The organism is Shewanella sp. SM71, from assembly GCF_025653905.1.
GTDB classification, from domain to species: domain Bacteria; phylum Pseudomonadota; class Gammaproteobacteria; order Enterobacterales; family Shewanellaceae; genus Shewanella; species Shewanella oncorhynchi.
This window is the reverse complement of record NZ_JAKKRW010000001.1, coordinates 163,373-182,940: the sequence shown is the minus strand read 5'-3', so window position 1 is coordinate 182,940 and position 19,568 is coordinate 163,373. Positions and strand designations below refer to the sequence as shown.

Annotated in this window: 22 protein-coding genes; 3 read left to right on the top strand and 19 right to left on the bottom strand. The window is 45.6% G+C overall.

The annotated features are described in order from the left end of the window. Positions 1–265: 265 nt before the first annotated feature. A complete protein-coding gene (locus L5L97_RS00800; protein WP_028760813.1) occupies positions 266–1,054 on the top strand; it encodes an inner membrane protein YpjD in 789 nt (262 codons plus the stop codon). A 99-nt stretch (positions 1,055–1,153) separates the two neighbouring features. Beyond that, positions 1,154–2,428 carry an HlyC/CorC family transporter gene (locus L5L97_RS00795; RefSeq protein WP_113940661.1) on the top strand — a complete coding sequence of 425 codons (1,275 nt, stop codon included), beginning with the start codon at positions 1,154–1,156 and terminating at the stop codon, positions 2,426–2,428. A gap of 141 nt (positions 2,429–2,569) precedes the next feature. On the opposite strand, the gene L5L97_RS00790 is transcribed toward L5L97_RS00795, so the two are convergent. The 12 genes from L5L97_RS00790 to rpoE all read right to left on the bottom strand — a co-directional run bounded on the left by L5L97_RS00790 (position 2,570) and on the right by rpoE (position 12,662). Beyond that, positions 2,570–3,094, bottom strand: coding sequence for a DUF962 domain-containing protein (locus L5L97_RS00790; RefSeq protein WP_263160818.1), 525 nt, complete (start codon positions 3,092–3,094; stop codon positions 2,570–2,572). Between the two features lie 209 nt (positions 3,095–3,303). Next, complete coding sequence (acpS, locus tag L5L97_RS00785) at positions 3,304–3,687, bottom strand: holo-ACP synthase (protein ID WP_028760816.1); 384 nt, start codon at positions 3,685–3,687, stop codon at positions 3,304–3,306. Next, positions 3,687–4,424 (bottom strand): pyridoxine 5'-phosphate synthase, encoded by a 738-nt coding sequence (gene pdxJ, locus L5L97_RS00780; protein WP_263180811.1) that lies wholly within the window; start codon positions 4,422–4,424, stop codon positions 3,687–3,689. The genes acpS and pdxJ overlap by 1 nt, the downstream gene beginning before the upstream one ends. Positions 4,425–4,494: 70 nt before the next feature. Further along, complete coding sequence (gene recO / locus L5L97_RS00775; RefSeq protein ID WP_263180810.1) at positions 4,495–5,205, bottom strand: DNA repair protein RecO; 711 nt, start codon at positions 5,203–5,205, stop codon at positions 4,495–4,497. 28 nt (positions 5,206–5,233) lie between these two features. Further along, the gene (gene era, locus L5L97_RS00770; RefSeq protein ID WP_028760819.1) at positions 5,234–6,250 is read right to left on the bottom strand and encodes a GTPase Era; all 1,017 of its coding nucleotides are present in this window, start codon (positions 6,248–6,250) and stop codon (positions 5,234–5,236) included. Further along, positions 6,247–6,927 (bottom strand): ribonuclease III, encoded by a 681-nt coding sequence (gene rnc, locus L5L97_RS00765; RefSeq protein WP_012088603.1) that lies wholly within the window; start codon positions 6,925–6,927, stop codon positions 6,247–6,249. Before rnc ends, era begins: the two co-directional genes overlap by 4 nt. A gap of 1 nt (position 6,928) precedes the next feature. After that, entirely contained in the window at positions 6,929–7,846 is a 918-nt protein-coding gene (gene lepB, locus L5L97_RS00760) for a signal peptidase I (protein WP_028760821.1), read from the bottom strand. Between the two features lie 183 nt (positions 7,847–8,029). Beyond that, positions 8,030–9,820 (bottom strand): translation elongation factor 4, encoded by a 1,791-nt coding sequence (lepA, locus tag L5L97_RS00755; protein ID WP_263180809.1) that lies wholly within the window; start codon positions 9,818–9,820, stop codon positions 8,030–8,032. Between the two features lie 166 nt (positions 9,821–9,986). Continuing rightward, positions 9,987–10,460: a SoxR reducing system RseC family protein gene (locus tag L5L97_RS00750; RefSeq protein ID WP_105249858.1), complete on the bottom strand. Its 474-nt coding sequence runs from the start codon at positions 10,458–10,460 to the stop codon at positions 9,987–9,989. 10 nt (positions 10,461–10,470) lie between these two features. Continuing rightward, positions 10,471–11,403, bottom strand: a complete 933-nt coding sequence (locus L5L97_RS00745; RefSeq protein ID WP_028760824.1) for a MucB/RseB C-terminal domain-containing protein — start codon at positions 11,401–11,403, stop codon at positions 10,471–10,473. 12 nt (positions 11,404–11,415) lie between these two features. Then, the gene (locus L5L97_RS00740) at positions 11,416–12,042 is read right to left on the bottom strand and encodes a sigma-E factor negative regulatory protein (RefSeq protein ID WP_168823424.1); all 627 of its coding nucleotides are present in this window, start codon (positions 12,040–12,042) and stop codon (positions 11,416–11,418) included. Between the two features lie 41 nt (positions 12,043–12,083). After that, positions 12,084–12,662: an RNA polymerase sigma factor RpoE gene (gene rpoE, locus L5L97_RS00735; protein WP_028760826.1), complete on the bottom strand. Its 579-nt coding sequence runs from the start codon at positions 12,660–12,662 to the stop codon at positions 12,084–12,086. A gap of 190 nt (positions 12,663–12,852) precedes the next feature. Here rpoE and nadB point away from each other — a divergent pair, with 190 nt between their 5' ends. Then, a complete protein-coding gene (gene nadB, locus L5L97_RS00730) occupies positions 12,853–14,466 on the top strand; it encodes an L-aspartate oxidase (protein ID WP_219253001.1) in 1,614 nt (537 codons plus the stop codon). Positions 14,467–14,500: 34 nt separating this feature from the next. Here nadB and L5L97_RS00725 read toward each other — a convergent pair whose 3' ends face one another. The 7 genes from L5L97_RS00725 to lgt all read right to left on the bottom strand — a co-directional run bounded on the left by L5L97_RS00725 (position 14,501) and on the right by lgt (position 19,555). Continuing rightward, entirely contained in the window at positions 14,501–14,941 is a 441-nt protein-coding gene (locus L5L97_RS00725) for a protein YgfX (protein ID WP_263180808.1), read from the bottom strand. Further along, entirely contained in the window at positions 14,922–15,170 is a 249-nt protein-coding gene (locus L5L97_RS00720) for a succinate dehydrogenase assembly factor 2 (RefSeq protein WP_028760829.1), read from the bottom strand. The genes L5L97_RS00725 and L5L97_RS00720 overlap by 20 nt, the downstream gene beginning before the upstream one ends. Before the next feature lie 85 nt (positions 15,171–15,255). Further along, entirely contained in the window at positions 15,256–16,164 is a 909-nt protein-coding gene (gene nhaR / locus L5L97_RS00715) for a transcriptional activator NhaR (protein WP_028760830.1), read from the bottom strand. Positions 16,165–16,278: 114 nt separating this feature from the next. Then, positions 16,279–16,665, bottom strand: a complete 387-nt coding sequence (locus L5L97_RS00710; RefSeq protein ID WP_105249860.1) for a hypothetical protein — start codon at positions 16,663–16,665, stop codon at positions 16,279–16,281. A gap of 2 nt (positions 16,666–16,667) precedes the next feature. Then, on the bottom strand, positions 16,668–17,837 hold the full coding sequence (gene nhaA, locus L5L97_RS00705) for a Na+/H+ antiporter NhaA (protein WP_168823431.1): 1,170 nt from the start codon (positions 17,835–17,837) through the stop codon (positions 16,668–16,670). Between the two features lie 117 nt (positions 17,838–17,954). After that, the gene (gene thyA / locus L5L97_RS00700) at positions 17,955–18,749 is read right to left on the bottom strand and encodes a thymidylate synthase (RefSeq protein WP_263180807.1); all 795 of its coding nucleotides are present in this window, start codon (positions 18,747–18,749) and stop codon (positions 17,955–17,957) included. Continuing rightward, positions 18,746–19,555: a prolipoprotein diacylglyceryl transferase gene (gene lgt / locus L5L97_RS00695; protein WP_028760834.1), complete on the bottom strand. Its 810-nt coding sequence runs from the start codon at positions 19,553–19,555 to the stop codon at positions 18,746–18,748. The genes thyA and lgt overlap by 4 nt, the downstream gene beginning before the upstream one ends. Positions 19,556–19,568 lie beyond the last annotated feature (13 nt).

Sequence of the window (19,568 nt, the reverse complement as noted above, 5' to 3'; positions counted from 1 at the left end):
TCTCGATTGATGGGCTGTATTATAACGATGCATGCGCATTATGCTACTGCTGCACCCATCTTGATTGTGGTTAAGTGTTTTACTTGCGCTGAGTCATGTTTTATTGTCATCGACACACTATTTAACCCTAACAATAAGAATCTGCTAAATTTTGCAACTCATGTCACTGCCCATTTGCCGACTGCTCATGTTATTCTAGGGAAAATATTGATCTGTATGCCCCGTTTTTAAGGCACCTTTAACTACACAAATAGGTTAATTACCCATGGTCATCTTTTCTGCCTCAGCCATGTTTTTTTATTGCATTGCATTGGTACTAGTGACGAGTAGATTGTTTCACCCAGACGGTCCGAATCGCCGTGCTGTCGCAGGTTTTGCCGCTATTGCGGTTATTTTACATGCCGCAGCATTATCACAAGTGATTTTCACCACAGATGGCCAAAACTTTAGCCTGACGAATGTGATTTCCTTAGTGAACTGGATTATCGCTTTTACTTTTACGATATTGATGTTCAGGCTGAAAGTCATCGTCGTCGTGCCCGTGGTTTACGCCTGCTCAGTGCTTTCGGTTGCCCTACTCTGGTTATTGCCACCTAAATTCATCACGCATTTTGAGCTTTATCCTGAAGTATTAGCCCACGTCGTATTGTCACTCATGGCCTACAGCGCCCTGATGATTGCCGCCCTGTATGCGATACAACTGGCGATGATCCAAAATAAACTGAAGAAAAAACAATTTATGCTGAGCCCTGGCATTCCGCCGCTGATGACAGTTGAAAAACAGCTTTATCATCTGGTGATTATCGGCGTTATCTTGCTCAGTTTGTCGCTCGCGACTGGTTTTATCTTCCTTGAAGATATGTTCGCCGATGGTAAAGGTCATAAGGCAATTCTGTCGATAATGGCTTGGTTTGTATACATTACTATGCTGTGGCAACAGTATTGGGTCGGTTGTAAAATTCGTACCGCAGTCATTTATACTCTGACTGGCGCATCCTTACTTTCGCTCGCATATTTTGGCGCGCGCATTGTCAAAGAGTTAATCCTCAACTAAACATTTATGTCGGCTGGGGCAGTTATTGCTGCGGCCGACTTGACACTTTTTTTAAATGTCGGTATTTACTTAAGTTTACTGGCCACATTGGAGCCTTTTTTGGACGCTATATCGACAAGCGCACTCCTGATCGTTTTACTAGTGCTTATCCTATTCTCTGCCTATTTTTCAGGCTCAGAAACCGCAATGATGACTCTCAACCGTTACCGTCTACGCCACTTAGCCAACAATGGCCATAAAGGGGCGATTAGAGCTTTGAAGTTACTTGAGCGTCCTGACCGTTTGATTGGATTGATCTTAATTGGCAATAACTTAGTCAATATTTCCGCATCTGCTATTGCGACTATCATTGGGATGCGTCTTTGGGGCGACTTAGGGGTCGCTGTTGCAACTGGCGTGCTTACATTAGTCGTGCTCGTTTTTGCTGAAGTCACGCCAAAAACTATCGCCGCGCTAAATCCTGAGCGTATTGCTTTTCCCTCTAGCATACTGCTACTTATACTTTCCTCGACCTTTGCCTATGTTGTCTCAAGCGTTAATTTAATAACCACAGGTATCTTACGTTTGATGGGGATAAAAACAGTTAATAGTAGCGATGCACTAAGCCAAGAAGAGTTGCGCACAGTGGTACATGAGGCTGGGGCACTCATCCCCCGACGCCACCAAGAAATGCTGTTATCTATCTTGGATTTAGAGAAAGTCACCGTTGAAGATATTATGGTGCCACGCTCAGATATCTACGGAATTAACGTCAATGACGAATTTAAGGTTATCAATCGTCAAGTGATCCAAAGTCCACATACCCGAGTGTTAGTGTATCGCGACACCATAGACGATGCAGTGGGCTTTATTCATCTACGCGATGCCCTGCGCCTCCAATCTAAAGAGCAATTTAGCAAGTCATCTTTGCTACGTGCAGTGAAAGAACTCTACTTTGTGCCAGAAGGTACGCCACTCAATGTGCAGCTAGCTAACTTCCAACAAAATAAAGAGCGCATCGGCTTAGTCGTTGATGAATATGGTGATATTCAAGGTCTAGTAACACTCGAAGATATTCTTGAAGAGATTGTCGGTGACTTTACCACTTCTATGTTGACCACCCCGAGTGAAGACATTAAGGTGCAGCAAGATGGCAGCTACTTAGTCGATGCGGGCATTACGATCCGCGATTTGAATAAAGAAATGAAGTGGAACTTTCCCACCGATGGCCCTAAAACCCTCAATGGTCTGATTCTGGAGTATCTGGAGGAAATTCCATCTGCGAATACCAGTTTACGTTTAGCAGGTTATCCATTAGAGATAATTGATGTGTCAGAAAATATGATTAATACAGTGAGAATCATCCCGCTGTATTATCATCCCCCCAGAGTTTAATCCTCAATTTTGAGCATAAAAATTGGCCGAACCACACAAGTTAAGATGTGGTCCGGCCGATGATTTCCTCCAAGCGATGATGCTCCCCCGAGCTATACCTTTAGTGCTAATCTATCGACTCTAATTCACTATCTAGCCAAGCTATGCAGACTTTTTCGCCTCAAGTATACGACGCTTCTCAAGCGCGATTGGCGTTATCTGGGCATTCAGCGCCTTTTCTAAGCCCAACATAAAATACACTTCCGCCATTAAGAAAAATGGCCCAATTAATAGCTGATTTAAGTCATCCACAAAGGCTGGCTTGGCTTTTTCATATTGATGGCCGATTAGCTGGAACACCCAGCCCACCACAAATACCCCTAGGGCAAGCCAAGTGGCACCGGCGATATGCGCCGCCCACTCAGTCGTGAGCAGCACTGGTACCATGAATAATATGAGCCCCATTGAAAGCCTTAAGTGTAAACGGACATAATAGGCCAACACGAATATACCGACTATCACTGCTAAACTTGTCTCCCCCATACTGCCCAGCGGAATACGCACTGTGGCCAACAACAGGAAAGCAGACCAAATAATCAGTGGGATGCCAATAAAATGGGTCTGAATATTACGCTGATTTAAATGCACACTTTTGTAGGTCGATAACTGCTCTGCGGCGGATTTCATGTCGGGTTCCTCTTCATTTGCCCCTGCTTTTGCCTGCGCCAAATTGAGCGACGCGCAAGCCATAAACTAACGTAAAACAATTAAGCTGAACAGTAAAAGTAAATAAATTGTTGCATTCGCTGATTTAGCACTTATTTGGATACCCATCCAGAAATGAAAAAAGGAACACTAAGGTTCCTTTTTTACCGCCAACAGACACAAACTCGGGTTTATTGAGACTCTATGATTACCGTCGCAATCGCGTAGGATTTTTCATCGGCAATAGAGATATGCCCAACCGTCGCTTTAAGCTGCTGTAAGCGCGTTAACGCCCCCTCGGTAAAGTGAATCGTCGGTGCACCATCCTCATTGTTGCCAATGTGAATATGCTGAAACGACACGCCGCGGCCAATACCCGTACCGAGGGCTTTGGCTGCGGCTTCTTTTGCAGCAAAACGCTTGGCAAGATAACGACTTGGCTGACTATGGGCAGTATAAATGGCTAACTCAGACTCGGTCAGCACACGTTTCGCCAGCTTGTCACCTGCGCGTGCCACATGGACCTGAATACGCTCAATCTCGACGATATCTGTGCCTAGGCCGACAATCGCCATTACTCGCCCCGACGACCTTCAAGCATTAACACTTTCATGTCTTTCACTGCTGTCGCTAAACCGTCAATGGCGGCACGTGCGACAATCGCATGGCCGATATTGAGTTCATATAACTCAGGAATCGCCGCGATGGGTTTCACGTTGTGATAATGCAAACCATGACCCGCGTTAACCACTAAACCTTTGCCATGGGCGTATTTTGCCATTTCGCGAATACGCGCTAACTCAGTGGCTTCTTCTGCTTCCGTTTTAGCATCGGCATAACAGCCCGTATGAATTTCAATAAGCGGTGCGCCAGAGGCAACGGCGGCATCAATTTGAGTTTTATCGGCATCGATAAATAAGGAGACTTGAATACCCTCAGCGGCTAAACGAGTCACTGCGGCAGTGATTTTATTTAACTGCCCCGCCACATCTAAACCGCCTTCAGTGGTGACTTCTTGACGTTTTTCTGGCACTAAACAGACATAGGTCGGCTTAATTTCACAGGCGATGTTAAGCATTTCTTCGGTCACAGCGCATTCAAAATTCATGCGGGTTTTCAAGGTTTTTGCCAACAAATATACATCGCGGTCTATGATGTGGCGTCTGTCTTCACGCAAATGGATAGTGATGCCATCGGCGCCAGCATGTTCAGCAACGGCAGCAGCATGCACAGGATCAGGATAACTGGTGCCACGGGCTTGGCGCAGAGTAGCAATATGGTCGATATTCACGCCCAATAAGATACGGCTCATCGGGAACTCCTTAATGTTTAACGCTGATATTGCGGCCTATTGTACTTAGGCTCACGCTAAAAAACAGGAGCTAGGGCGAATTATTCCCATCAATCTTAGTTGGTACGGCTGTGCTGGCGAACAATTGTCGACTCAACAAAGGTTTAGTCCCGAGTAATGGCGTTAACAGGGAGCGCATCAACAACTTGGCGCTCAAAAAATGTGCGTCGGTGAGCTGGTTATCGTTAAGCGCCGTCAACATTGCCCCTTGGTAGGCGTTGCGAGCACGGGAGTTGAGCACAAATTGAAAACCTAACTCAGGCACGAGCTGGTAATAATCGTCAGGTACGAGTGGTTCACCTTGAGTATCGCGACTAAGAGAAGGCATAAAACCTAATTCCCGCAGCAAGGCGAGCTCAATATAACGCAGTTGGGATTGGCAAAACTTCGCGGCAAGGCCGACTAAGGCTTGATGATAAATGAGGAACAACTCTTCAGCATTGTGCTGTACAGACAAAGTGCGAACCAATAACTCATTGATATACATGCCAGCAAACAAGCTTTGACCAGAAAGAGGCACAGCAGGCGCAGCGGCTTCGACTTGAGTTAAGGTTTTTAATTCAGACTTACCGCTAAATTCGAAGATCAGCGGTTGAAAGGGCTGGAGAATACTCTTGATAGAGCGCTTACCGCTGCCGGTTCGGGCAACCACATCAACCCGTCCAATGCCGTCAACTAAGAGGTTAACTAAGACACTGGACTCTCGATATGGGCGATGATGTAAAACGTAACCACGTTTCATCGGTAAGCGCGCTCGCTGAAATTAATGCTTAATCGTCGCCGTAACCTAAGCTACGCAAGGCGCGTTCATCATCGGCCCAACCGGATTTCACTTTCACCCACACTTCGAGGAAAACTTTATTATCAAACAAGGTCTCCATGTCTAAGCGAGCTTGAGTTGCGATAGTACGAATACGTTCGCCCTTGCTACCAATCACCATACGTTTTTGACCTTCACGCTCAACAAGGATCAAGGCATTGATTTGATAAACACCATTTTCCATCATCTTGAACTGTTCAATCTCAACTGTCGCATCATAGGGTAATTCATCACCTAAGAAGCGCATCAGTTTTTCACGCACAATTTCCGACGCCATAAAACGTTGCGAACGATCGGTAACATAGTCTTCAGGGAAGAAGAAAGGTCCTTCAGGAATAGACGCCGCCGCTAGCTCTAAAATGCGCTTAACGTTGGTACCTTTACTGGCTGAAATCGGCAAAATTTCATCGAAAGGATATTTTTTGGCGACTTCTTCCAAATACGGGAACAGCGATTCTTTGTCTTTGATATTGTCGACTTTATTGATCGCCAGAATTGTCTGACGCTCTTCACCACCACGGCGTAATTTACTCAACACCATCTCATCATCGGCGGTCCACGTCATGCCATCGACCACAAAAATCACCATAGCCACATCGGCAAGCGAACTGGCTGCTGCGCGGTTCATCAGGCGGTTAATCGCCCGCTGCTCTTCTATGTGTAAACCTGGTGTATCGATGAACACGATTTGCTTCGGACCATCGGTATGAATACCCATGATACGGTGGCGCGTTGTTTGTGGCTTTTTAGAAGTAATACTTACCTTCTGACCAAGCAAACGGTTGATTAACGTTGATTTACCGACGTTAGGGCGACCAATGATCGCCACCATGCCGCAATAAGTGACATCGTATTGGGCCGACGGCGTTGGCGCGGCCGCATTCATCCTTGCCAGTAATTCATCTAAACTCGGCTCAGTTGCCGCTTTTGCAGCATCGATACCTGACAAGTCTGTTTTTTTGGTCATTTCTTTAGTAACTCCAATACTTGAGCGGCCGCGATTTGCTCGGCTTTACGGCGTGAACTCGCCACACCAATGACGCTTTGGCTCAAGTCTTCAATACGACATTCAACAGTAAATGTCTGATCGTGGGCATCGCCTTCTATGTTGATTACTTGGTAATCAGGCAGCGGCTTTTTAAACCCTTGTAAATGTTCTTGCAGTAATGTCTTAGCGTCTTTCTGGCTGATCCCGGGTTGGATTTCGGCCAAACGCTCGGCATACCATTTCAACAGTAATGCACGGCAAACTTCGAGATCGGAATCAAGGTAAACGGCGCCAATAATGGCTTCAACCGCATCGGCAAGAATCGACTCGCGTCTAAATCCGCCACTTTTCAACTCGCCAGGACCGAGATATAAATAATCGCCGAGCTTAAACTCTTGGGCGATGATAGTTAGGGTATCACCGCGAACTAAGGTGGCACGCATCCGGCTTAAATCGCCTTCGGTTGCCTTCGGAAACTGATGATACAAAGCATCAGAAATCACGATAGATAAAATTGAATCACCTAAAAACTCTAAGCGCTCATTATGCTTATTTGCCGCACTTCTGTGGGTCAGCGCTTGAGTCAAAAGCTCAATATTCTTGAACTCATAACCTAAGGTACGACACAAACGTGGCAAATTTTTAATCGGTTCCATGCTATTTAATTCCACCTACACGCTCAAAACGCACACCGCTAGGCACCCAAGTTGGGAGGAAGTCGGCTTTTGAACGGTCAAATTCAAAACTAATCCAAATCGCTACCGCTTTACCGACCAGGTTTTCTTCTGGCACAAAGCCCCAGAAACGACTGTCGGTACTGTTATCGCGGTTATCGCCCATGGCAAAGTAATGGCCTTCTGGCACTAAAAACTCACCCGCGGGTAAATTACCTTCGCGCTTAAAATACCCCAGCATGTCAGGTCGACTTGGGTTGATCAAAATATCGTGGGCAACATCGCCCAATTCCTCTTTATAACGCAGTAATGGCACACCATCTTGGCTGTAATCACCACGACTGATCTCTGTGCGGGCGATAACTTGCGGTTCTGGACAAGCTGTTTGCTCAACACCACAAGCCTTTTGGATCATCAACTGTTTATTACGGTAAATAATTCTATCACCCGGCAAACCGACTACACGTTTAATGTAGTCAATGGCAGGGTTTTCAGGATATTTAAATACCACCACATCACCGCGTTTGGGCTCGCCAGTTTCAACCAACTTGGTTCGCCATACGGGATCTTTAAGCCCATAACTAAATTTTTCCACCAGAATGAAGTCGCCCACTAAGAGGGTTGGCATCATAGAGCCCGATGGGATTTGAAATGGCTCATAAATGAATGAACGTAGGATCAACACAAAGGCAATCACAGGGAAGATAGAGTGCGCGGTTTCGACTATGGTCGACTCACGAATGATTTGGTACTCAGCTTCTTCAGTTAAATTCGCTTGTGATGCCTTTGCTAACGCTAAACTCTCACGACGCTTTGGCGCGAAAACGAGCACATCGACTAACCATATAAGTCCTGAGATCAGGGTGATTAGCACTAGAATAATGGAAAAATACGCTGCCATTGCTTATTGAACTCCTGCCTTAAAAATAATTAAAGGTGCCTAACTCAGCGAATATCATACTTTAGTTAACTTACCGTATTCGACCTTGGTAAACCAAAGTGATAAACCAATGCGATAACCTAACTAAAGCGCCGCAAACAGCGGCGCAATAGTCAACTAAATTGTCACTTCTTATGCTAACGATTACTCGTTTAGCTTAAGTACCGCTAAGAATGCTTCTTGTGGCACCTCAACGTTACCTACTTGCTTCATCCGTTTCTTACCCTCTTTTTGTTTATTTAAGAGTTTTTTCTTACGAGAAACGTCGCCGCCATAACACTTAGCCGTTACGTCTTTACGCAGGGCTTTCACGGTTGAACGGGCAATAATTTGACTGCCCACCGCCGCTTGAATCGCAATATCAAACATCTGACGTGGAATAAGTTCTTTCATCTTATCCACTAAAGCTAAACCACGGTGACGAATGTTTGATCTATGGATAACCATAGCCAAGGCGTCGACTCGGTCGCCGTTGATGAGAATATCTAAACGCACCATGTCTGCAGGATCGAAACGAATAAAGTTATATTCGAGTGATGCATAACCACGGCTAGTGGATTTCAAACGGTCGAAAAAGTCCATGACCACTTCCGCCATTGGCAGATGGTAAGTCACAGCCACTTGGTTACCGTGGTAAACCATGTTCACTTGGGTGCCACGTTTTTCAATACACAGGGTAATCACGTTACCTAAGTATTCTTTTGGCACTAAAATGTTGGCCTCAACAATCGGCTCACGCATTTCTTCAATGTTGTTAATCGCAGGCAGATCAGACGGGTTATCAACGTAAATCGTTTCACCGCTGGTCATGACAACTTCGTACACTACGGTTGGCGCAGTGGTGATCAACTCTAGGTTATATTCACGCTCTAAACGCTCTTGTACGATTTCCATGTGGAGCAGGCCTAAATAGCCAATGCGGAAACCAAAACCGAGTGCAGATGAACTTTCAGGTTCAAAGAATAATGACGCATCGTTCAGGCTGAGTTTGTTCAGCGCATCACGGAAGTTTTCATATTCGTCGGTCGAAATTGGGAATACGCCAGCGTATACCTGTGGCTTCACTTTCTTAAAACCAGGTAACGGCTTTTCAGCACCATTTTTGGCTAAAGTTAACGTATCGCCCACGGGCGCGCCGTGAATTTCCTTCAGACCCGCAATCACAAAGCCGACTTCACCGGTTTTAAGTTCAGTTTTGTCAGTTTGTTTTGGCGTGAAAATACCCACGCGATCCGCAGTGTGGTTTTGCCCTGTAGACATGACCTTAAACTTGTCACCTTTTTTCAGGCTACCGTGTTTAATTCGCACTAACGACACTACGCCTAAGTAGTTATCAAACCAAGAATCGATGATCAAGGCTTGCAATGGTGCGTCAGGATCGCCTACTGGCGGTGGAATTTTGGCAACAATGACTTCTAAAACCTCATCGACACCGACACCGGTTTTAGCCGAACAACGCACAGCATCCATCGCATCAATACCGACGATATCTTCAATCTCGGCAGCAACACGTTCCGGATCGGCTTGTGGTAAGTCAATCTTGTTTAAAATGGGTACCACATCTAGATTCATATCCAGCGCGGTATAACAGTTTGCCAGTGTCTGAGCTTCAACGCCCTGACCCGCATCAACCACCAGCAAAGCACCTTCACAGGCAGCTAATGAGCGCGAGACCTCGTAGGAGAAGTCAACGTGACCTGGGGTATCAATAAAGTTGAGTTGATAGACAAGGCCATCTTTGGCTTTATAATCCAAAGTGACACTTTGTGCCTTAATCGTAATACCACGCTCACGTTCTAGATCCATAGAATCTAAAACTTGAGAATCCATTTCACGGTCGGTTAAACCGCCACAAACCTGAATAAGACGATCTGATAGCGTCGATTTACCATGGTCGATATGGGCAATAATTGAGAAGTTTCTAATTTGTTTCATTATGCTGCAATGACTAATACTGAAAATGGATACGGTTCAAAGGAGCGAAATTGTACCTGATTGCGGTTTCAATACCAATCACATTCACTCCTACTTAAGACAGGCCGATAAAACAACGTCCAAAACCGCAGTTAGCTGTTATTTGATAAAAAATAACACATTGAAATTATTGAGCTAATTCGTTTAAATTGATGCTCCTACCTAAATAGGCCAAAATCACAGGCTGAGCATCAACTTCTAAACGTTTGGCCTGTTGCTTACCAAAAGACCACGCAATCAAGGCACCAACGGCCGCAAAGCCCATGGCACCTAGGTTAGGATTAAACTCAAGCAACTGGCCTAAAAATTGTCCTAACGCCGCGCCGACAAACAGGCCAAACAGCGGCATTAAATAGATTAATGCTGCTGCTTTGAGGATCACGCTCTCGGGAAGGCCTAATTTGAGTAATTCACCAGCCTCACAGCGGCGGTCACTCTGAATAGAAAATTGCTGGGTTTTCGAGGAAAAAGCCTGAGCGACAGCAGAGGTCCCGCAAGACTCACTGTTACTGCAGCTCTTGCAGGTACTCTTAAGTTCCACTTCAACCGTCAACCAGCCTTGACTATCACTGGAGACGACTCTGGCAATTTCTTCCATCATAATCGGCGTCCTATTCTAGCGTCAGACTTTTAGCAATGCGCGTTAAGGTTTCTGTCGGCACTTTACCCACAGCAACCACTTCGGCATTACCGACTTTTTCTGAGACTAACGACAAGCCATTACGGGTAATTAATTCTTCAGGCAATGGACTCGTGCCCGCACGCGCCACATAAACAGAAATATTTGCCAGTCCATCGGTCAGTGCTATGTATTCCACCGCCTCATGGCTGCCAATCAATCTATGGTGATCACGCACTACCACAGTAAAACCTGCGGGTAACCAAGCAAATTGCCAGTTTTGACCGTCTTGGCGCTCGGCTTGATCGATAACTGCCGGCCACTCTTGCTTATAAGCCTCTTGCAAAATGGCTGGCGGCTCGCTGAATTCAATGAGTTCAATCACCATGATCTGCTCAAGTAATTGCTTATCTTGAGTCAGCATGTCGTATCTCAGCGGCAGATAGGTTTCCATATCAAGCCAAATTTGAAAGCCATAACGGAATTCATCATTAGGCAACAGGCGGATCATCTGCCCCGGACGCCCAGCGATACGGGTACGGCCACCGAGTACAAACTGATAACCCACTTCTAAGTCCGCCATATTGGCAGAGAAAGCAGCAGGCCAGACACCTTGAATATGATTAGAAACGATACTATACGCAGGCTCATCGTGCTCAATAAAGGTGACACGATTACCGACACGCACTGCATTTTTGGGTGGACCGTTAAGGTATTCTAGAAAGGCAACTTCTTGATTATTCACCTTACCATGCAGGTAAACCAAAGGCCGAATATGATCGGCCTGAAGTTGAATAATCGATGCTTTAAACTCTTTCTCTCGTAAAGCCTGACTCATTTTCTCGAGCCAAGCTTTGGCAGGCATGTCTTCCTGCGCGGTTGCAGGAAAGACCAAGGCTAATAAAGCCAACAGGATTAGACGCAAGCTAACTCCTCGTTATTGATTGACCGGAACGGGTACGACCTCGGTATTGTCCTCTACAACCGCACCAGTATTCAATCGTTGTTGCAACATATGATCTTGGATATAAGTATTAATTCGACGACGTTGCTCATTCACCTGATCATTGGTATAGCCTTGATTCTGTTGTACAGGACCGGTTTGTAGGCTCACAGGTGATGCGCTACCAATCAGCGGCCTTGTAATTAACACGGGCGATGGTGACGCGGCATCATCGGCGGTTTGATTGTAATTCTGCACACCCACAATCGCAAACATAGCAACCGTCGCAGCAATGGCATATTGACCAAATTGCTTAAATAAAGGTATGACGCGGCTTTGCTCCGAATTGGCGGCAATTTGTGGCGTTACAGGTGCAGTGACTTTAGACACATGATGCTTAGGCGCAACTATCGCTGGCTCAAGTTCAATGGCGGCAGCAATGCTAGCAGAGAGATCTAACACAATAGTCTGCGGCAATTCGCCACGCATGGCATCGCCTATCATATGATAGTTATGCCATTTATCATGTGAATGTGTATCAGCAGATAACTCTGCCATGGTCTGCTCATCAGTCTCTCCATCGACTGCGGCAGATACCCATTCTTGACCTAATTTATCCATTTTTCACCTGTCTAAATATAAGGGTTTCTTAAAATAAGAATTTAGGCTTCCAGCAAAGGCTGGAGCTTTTTATCGATTGCTTCTCGTGCTCGGAAGATACGTGATCTTACGGTCCCGACAGGACAATCCATGACTATGGCAATATCTTCGTAACTCATACCATCGAGTTCACGCAATGAGATGGCCATTCGTAATTCTTCAGGCAAGGTCTCTAATGTATCGAAAATCACTTTTTTGATTTCATCCGATAACATTAGCCGTTCTGGGGAGGCAAACTCCTTCAGCGCGTCACTACCTTCGTAATATTCGGCATCTTCTGCATCAACATCATTCGCAGGCGTTCTACGCCCCTGTGATACGAGATAATTCTTCGCAGTGTTTACTGCGATGCGGTACAACCAAGTATAAAATGCACTTTCACCGCGAAAGTTTGGCAAAGCTCTGTAAGCTTTGATAAACGCTTCCTGTGCGACATCAGCAACGTCCGCTTGGTTCCGTACATAACGGGATATCAAGCTAATGACTTTACTTTGATATTTAAGCACTAACAGGTTAAAAGCGTTTTTATCACCTTGTTGTACGCGCTCAACTAATTGTTGATCACTTAATTGTCCACTCATCCGAGCCGACTTCTCCTAAATCTAAAATGCTGATTTCTCAGTCGCTCGAATCATATTCACTTATGTAGACTCGCGGGCTTTGAAAAAGTTCTAAAAATTATACAAAAAAAGTAAGGTAAAAAGGAAAGTACCCATAATCGGTGAGTTGGTTTACCATAGTTGGCACTCTTCAGTCACATCATGATACCCGATGAAACAAGTAGTTGAACACCAATCTGACATATTAGTCATAGGTAGCGGTGCCGCAGGTCTGACACTAGCTTTGCATCTTGCTGAAAAAGCAAAAGTAATTCTGCTTTCAAAAGGCCCACTCTCGGAAGGGTCGACTTACTACGCCCAAGGCGGTATCGCCTCCGTCTTCGACGAAAGTGACACTATCGAATCCCATGTTGCAGACACCTTAATCGCAGGGGCGGGTTTATGTGACAAAGACGTTGTCACTTTCACGGCTGAAAATGCCAAGAGTGCGATGCAATGGCTTATCGAATGTGGCGTCGCCTTCGATAAAGAAGAAACCACAGACGGCAACGCAAAAGATGCACCTTACCATTTAACCCGTGAAGGCGGCCATAGCCACAGACGTATTCTGCACGCTGCCGATGCCACAGGCAAAGAAGTGCAAACCACACTGCAAGAACGCGCACTCGCCCACCCCAATATTCACGTTTTAGAACGCTATAACGCCATCGACCTCATCACCACCCGTAAGTTAAATCGCCCAGGTAATCGTGTGTTAGGCGCTTATGTGTGGAATCGTAATGAAGAACACGTCGAAACCGTTAAGGCCAAGTTTGTTGCGTTAGCAACAGGTGGTAGCTCAAAGGTTTATCAATATACCTCAAACCCCGATGTCGCTAGCGGTGATGGTATTGCCATGGCATGGCGTGCAGGTTGCCGTGTGGCGAATATGGAGTTCAACCAATTCCATCCAACGTGTTTGTACCACGCAGATGCGCGCAACTTCTTACTCACCGAAGCCCTGCGTGGTGAAGGGGCTTATCTGCGTCGTCCAGATGGCAGCCGCTTTATGCCGGACTTTGATGAACGCGCTGAGTTAGCTCCCCGTGACATCGTTGCCCGCGCCATCGATTATGAGATGAAACGTCTGGGTGCCGACTGTGTATATCTGGATATCAGCCATAAAGATGCTGACTTTGTGATGAAGCATTTCCCGACCATCTATAGCCGTTGCTTAGAGCTGGGAATCGATATCACTAAAGATGCGATTCCTGTGGTACCCGCCGCACACTATACCTGCGGTGGTGTAATGACAGATATGCACGGTCAGACGGATCTCAATGGTCTCTATGCTATTGGTGAAGTCGCCTATACGGGCTTACATGGTGCCAATCGTCTGGCGAGTAACTCGTTACTCGAATGTTTAGTGTTTGCCCGTGCGGCGTCACAGGACATAGAAAGCCAACTGCATAAAATTCAAATCCCGGGACAAATACCCGCATGGGATGAAAGTAAAGTGTCGAACTCGGATGAGGAAGTGGTCATCGCCCATAACTGGCACGAACTGCGGTTATTCATGTGGGACTACGTTGGAATTGTACGCTCTGATAAACGTCTGGAGCGAGCACTGCGCCGATGCCTGATGTTACAGCAAGAAATTCAGGAATATTACAGTAACTTCAGGGTTAGCAATAACTTGCTCGAATTACGTAACTTAGTGCAAGTGGCCGAATTAATTATTCGCTGTGCCATGGAGCGTAAAGAAAGCCGTGGGCTGCATTTTAATATCGATCATCCAGAGAAATTAGACGCGCCTCGCCCAACAATTTTACTACCAGAAAAGTAACCGCATACGCATAGGTGACTTCATCATAAACAGACTAAATCTCAGAATGAGGTTTAGTCTGTTGCATTTTAGCCCGCAGCAACAGCCGACATAAATGTCGATAGTCAGTATCGTCTAACATATCAGCCCAAACCAGCAAGAGCCGTAGCTGAGTATCCACTTCGATATAAATCAAGCAAACAAAGGGCGTGACCCAAGTGCGTTTTAGTACCTGAAAGTGCTCCCCCGTTGACAAACGTCCCTCGCCTTTATCACTCAGCACAAAATCTAAACGCCAATGCTGCAGTCGCCACAACTGCGACAGCAAAAAAATACTGACAAGTACGATAAACAAATATTTAAGCAGAGATAAGGCGATAATGTCGCTTTGGGGCCAAAGCAGAAATGAGCTAGAACAGACACAAATAAAAACGACCAACGAGAGTCGTTGGTCGAAAGAAGCTTTTACGCTGAAACTATGGTGCCGGTCTTCCACGGACTTTTACTATCATACGAGCCAGTTCAGTATCAGGGCACACTTCATGGCCCATAAACCAAGCAAACAATTCTGGATCTTCACATTCCAACAAACGGATAAACACGGTTTTATCTTCATCGGACATTTCTTGATAGAAGTTTTCAACAAAAGGTTGAAGCAAGACGTCTAATTCCAGCATCCCACGGCGACATGCCCAGCGAACCCTTGCGATGTTCATTAATTCCAAGGTATTTCTCCCAACACAGATTTGGCATTAGTCTATCAGTTCACTGACTAAAGTGTCGATTAACCCTTCATATTGACTTACAAAATTAGCATTGTTGTACTTGCGTATCGAGCCCCTCAAAGAGATCGCTAAAATCTGTATCCAATAATCGCTTTACCGCAGGATGTTGGATCATACGTTCGGCAAACATCACATGGTATTCCTCTTTCACATCGGTAGTTTCACCGAGCAAATTCATACCATGGGAAATCACTTCTTGGCGATAAATCGACGGTGTGACAAAAATACCTCGTTTAAGGTAACCAAAGGCCTTCATCATGGCCGCATCATCGAACTCGCCCAAAATACTGACTTTAAGGTTTTGCTCGTCAAACCAGCGATATAGCTGTTGTCCAAGTGATGTTCTGCGGCCAGGAATTAATAGCTGGCCTTGCTCTAAACAGGCTGGAAAATCTGCGCTATAAGTCTCAGCGGAGAAAAAACTCACGCCACACTCGCCTAATTTTTTAGATAAAATTTCAGGGTATTTCAGTGACTCACCTGCACAATCCGAAAGGATCATATCCAGTTTATGCTCACGTAAACGCGCCATTAGGCTCTCGTGAGTCGCCTCATAGCAGGCTAAGTGCATAGAATTGTCATTAGGCACTACAGATAATAACACTCGACTGACTAAAGCTTTAGATAAGGCATCGGCAATACCCACCTCGAATAACATGGCATCCGCTTTTTGATAGTTAAGTAAATCGAGCATTTCATAGCTAAGGCTAAACATCTTATCGGCGTAGCGAAACACCAATTCACCTAACTCTGTCGCCTCCAATGTCCGACCGACTCGCTTGAACAGACTGCCGTTTAACCTATCTTCTAAGGCACGAATTTGCCCCGTTATCGTTTGCGGCGTTAAACATAGGGCTTCGGCCGCCTTCGCGACTGAGCCCTTTTTCTTAATCATCCAAAAATAATACAAGTGGTTATAATTCAAGTGCAGCATGCTAACCCGCTGTTAATGCTCCCTCAAACGCCAAGGCGCTGAGGGGGGACTGTGTTATTTTAAACTCGATAGTTTAAAATCAGATGATTAAAAACCTGATGATTCCCAGTCAAGTTACTTTAAACGCTGGCAGTCGAGTAAGTTAGTAACTATGCCTTGTAACTGCTCCAAATCGGCAGCATTCCCCAGACTTACCGCTTCAGTGACTCCTGAAACTAAAACGTTACGTTCAGGAATACGTTCGGCGCAATAGGTTCGATTCGCTTCTTGAAAACGTTTACCACCGCGATACTTAAGTGCCCTCGATTCATAACCATTAGTTTCTAATCTCGCCCCTAAGGAATCAGATTTAAACATCAAAGCGCCATCCACTATTCCTTCAAGATAGCTTTGGCAAGTCTGCGAGTTTGCATCCTGATTACAGGCCGAAATTTGCGATGCCGTCGCGGTTGTCGATAAACATAAGAGCGTTGCTATTCCCATTAATTTCAACTTTATCATAGTTATACTCCTTTCTTAGGTAACACTTTTGATAACCAGAAATACCCGACTAACGCTGCCATAATCGAACCGATTAAGGTCCCTAGGCGTGCTAAGTCACCGTACATAGGGTCTGCATGTTCAAAGGCTAACGACGCAATAAACATAGACATAGTAAAACCAATACCGCACATGGCCGCGACGGGGGCAATTTGCTTCCAACCTACGCCATCGGGCAATTGAGCTAATTTTAGTTTCACCGCAATAAAGCTAAATAACATTACACCGATTGGCTTACCTAACATCAGGCCCAATGCAATACCAACAGGAACAGGAGAAATTAACGTCTCCAAATTCATATTGCCGACATAAACGCCCGCATTGGCAAAAGCAAACACTGGCAAAATGAGGAAAGTACTCCAAGGATGCAAACTATGCTCTAAGCCTTCTGAGGGTGAACTGCCATCCTTTGCCCGCAATGGAATACAAAAAGCAATGATGACGCCAGCCAGGGTCGCATGCACTCCAGACTTAAGTACGGCAACCCAAAGGATTAACCCTAAGATGCCATAGGGTAAAAGTGAGGTAACCCCTTTGCGGTTTAACCCAACCAAGCCCGCAATCGCTAAACTGGCAATCACTAAACTGATGGTTGATAAGTCAGTACTGTAAAACAGCGCGATAATCACTATGACGCCTAAATCATCGATGATAGCTAAAGCAAGTAAGAAGACTTTCAGTGAAACAGGAACGCGGCTTCCGAGCAGCGCCATAATACCTAAGGCAAAGGCAATATCGGTCGCGGCAGGAATCGCCCAGCCCGCTTGTGTGACAGGATCACCGTAGTTAAACAGTAAGTACACACCAGCAGGGACTAACATGCCGCCAATGGCTGCAAAGGTAGGCAGGGAAGCTTGAGCGACACTCGATAAGGCGCCTTCAAGTAACTCACGTTTCACTTCTAAACCAATCAGCAAAAAGAATATGGCCATCAAGCCATCGTTTATCCACAGGATGAGTGGCTTGTGTATATTGAGCTCGCCAATTTTGACTTGAACGTCAGTGCCTAAAAAGCCTTGATAAAGTCCAGATAAGGGGGAATTGGCCATCAGCATGGCTAAGGCAACAGCAACCAATAACAGGATACCGCCAGCCGACTCTTGGCTCAGAAAATTTCTAATTGCTTTTTCCATCTTGCACTCCTAAAAATCATAATGAATTGAGTGTAGACGAATTGTAATAACAAATATAATCGTAAGTTTCTCCCTAACACCTCGGTTATCCCGAAGTGTTAGGCTAAAAAACATGCATCACACAGCAACAGGGGCTTTGATATGAGGGTGTGGAGCGTAGTTTGTTAATTCAAAATCATCGAATTGATAGTCAAAAATCGACTCAGGTCTGCGTACAATAGTCATGGTCGGCAACGGTTTTGGATCACGACTTAACTGCAGTGCCGTCTGTTCCATATGATTAGAATATAAATGGGTATCGCCACCCGTCCACACAAAATCACCTAAGGCCAAGTCACATTGCTGGGCGACCATCATAGTTAACAAAGCATAACTGGCAATATTAAATGGCAAACCAAGAAACACATCACAACTACGCTGATACAGCTGACAAGATAATTTGCCATCAGCTACATAGAACTGAAAAAACGCATGGCACGGTGCCAAAGCCATTTTATCCAGTTCGCCCACGTTCCACGCAGAAACGATAAGACGGCGAGAATCTGGCTGAGATTTTATCTGGGCGATAACTTGCGAAATCTGATCGATAGCATCACCACTCTGGGTTGGCCAACTGCGCCACTGGGCACCATAAACTGGGCCCAAATCGCCATTATCATCGGCCCATTCATCCCAAATGCTGACCTTGTTTTCGCGTAAATAGGCAACGTTAGTTTCACCCTTCAGAAACCACAGCAATTCATGGATGATAGAGCGCATATGGCATTTTTTGGTGCTCACCAAAGGAAAACCTTTGCTCAAATCGAAGCGCATTTGATAGCCAAATACCGAGCGAGTCCCAGTACCTGTGCGATCCGATTTATTCACGCCTTCGGCTAATATGTGCTTCATTAAGTCTAAATATTGTTTCATTGCTGCTTACCTTGCTTACGAAAAATCAAGTACAAACCGATTAACACCATAGGCACAGAGAGTATCTGCCCCATAGTCATAAATCCCCAGTAGAGTCCCAACTGTGTGTCGGGTTGCCTCACAGTTTCAACCATAATACGGAACATACCGTAACCGACTAAGAACATACCAGAGACTGCACCGACTTTATCGGTACGTTTGCTAAACCAGTAAAGTAATAGGAATAATGCTACGCCTTCAAGGGCGAACTGATACAACTGGGATGGATGACGTGGGTCAGGCCCACCAGTTGGAAACACCATAGCCCAAGGCAGATCAGTGGTTCGTCCCCAAAGCTCGCCGTTGATAAAGTTACCAATACGACCAGCGCCTAAACCAATAGGCACAACAGGTGCCACCATATCGGCGACAGCAAAAAAAGTACGTTTTTGTTTCCACGCGATATAGAGCATCGCCGTAATCACGCCCATCAAACCGCCGTGGAAGGACATGCCACCTTCGGAGATTTTAAATAAATAGAGGGGACTGGCGAGGAAATAATCGAAATGATAAAAAAGCACGTAACCGATACGGCCACCTAAAATCACCCCAAGAAAACCGTAAAAGAGTAAATCTGAAACTTGCTCCCGAGTCCATATCCCCTTTGAACGGTCGGCTTGGCGGTTCAACAACCACATGGCCGCAACAAATCCGACTAAATAGGTAAAACCATACCAACGCAGTGCCGGTTCAAAGGTTTGTCCAAAAAGATTAAACGGTCCAAATGAAACGATCACGGGATCGATATTGGGGAAACTCAACGCCATAACACATCCATTA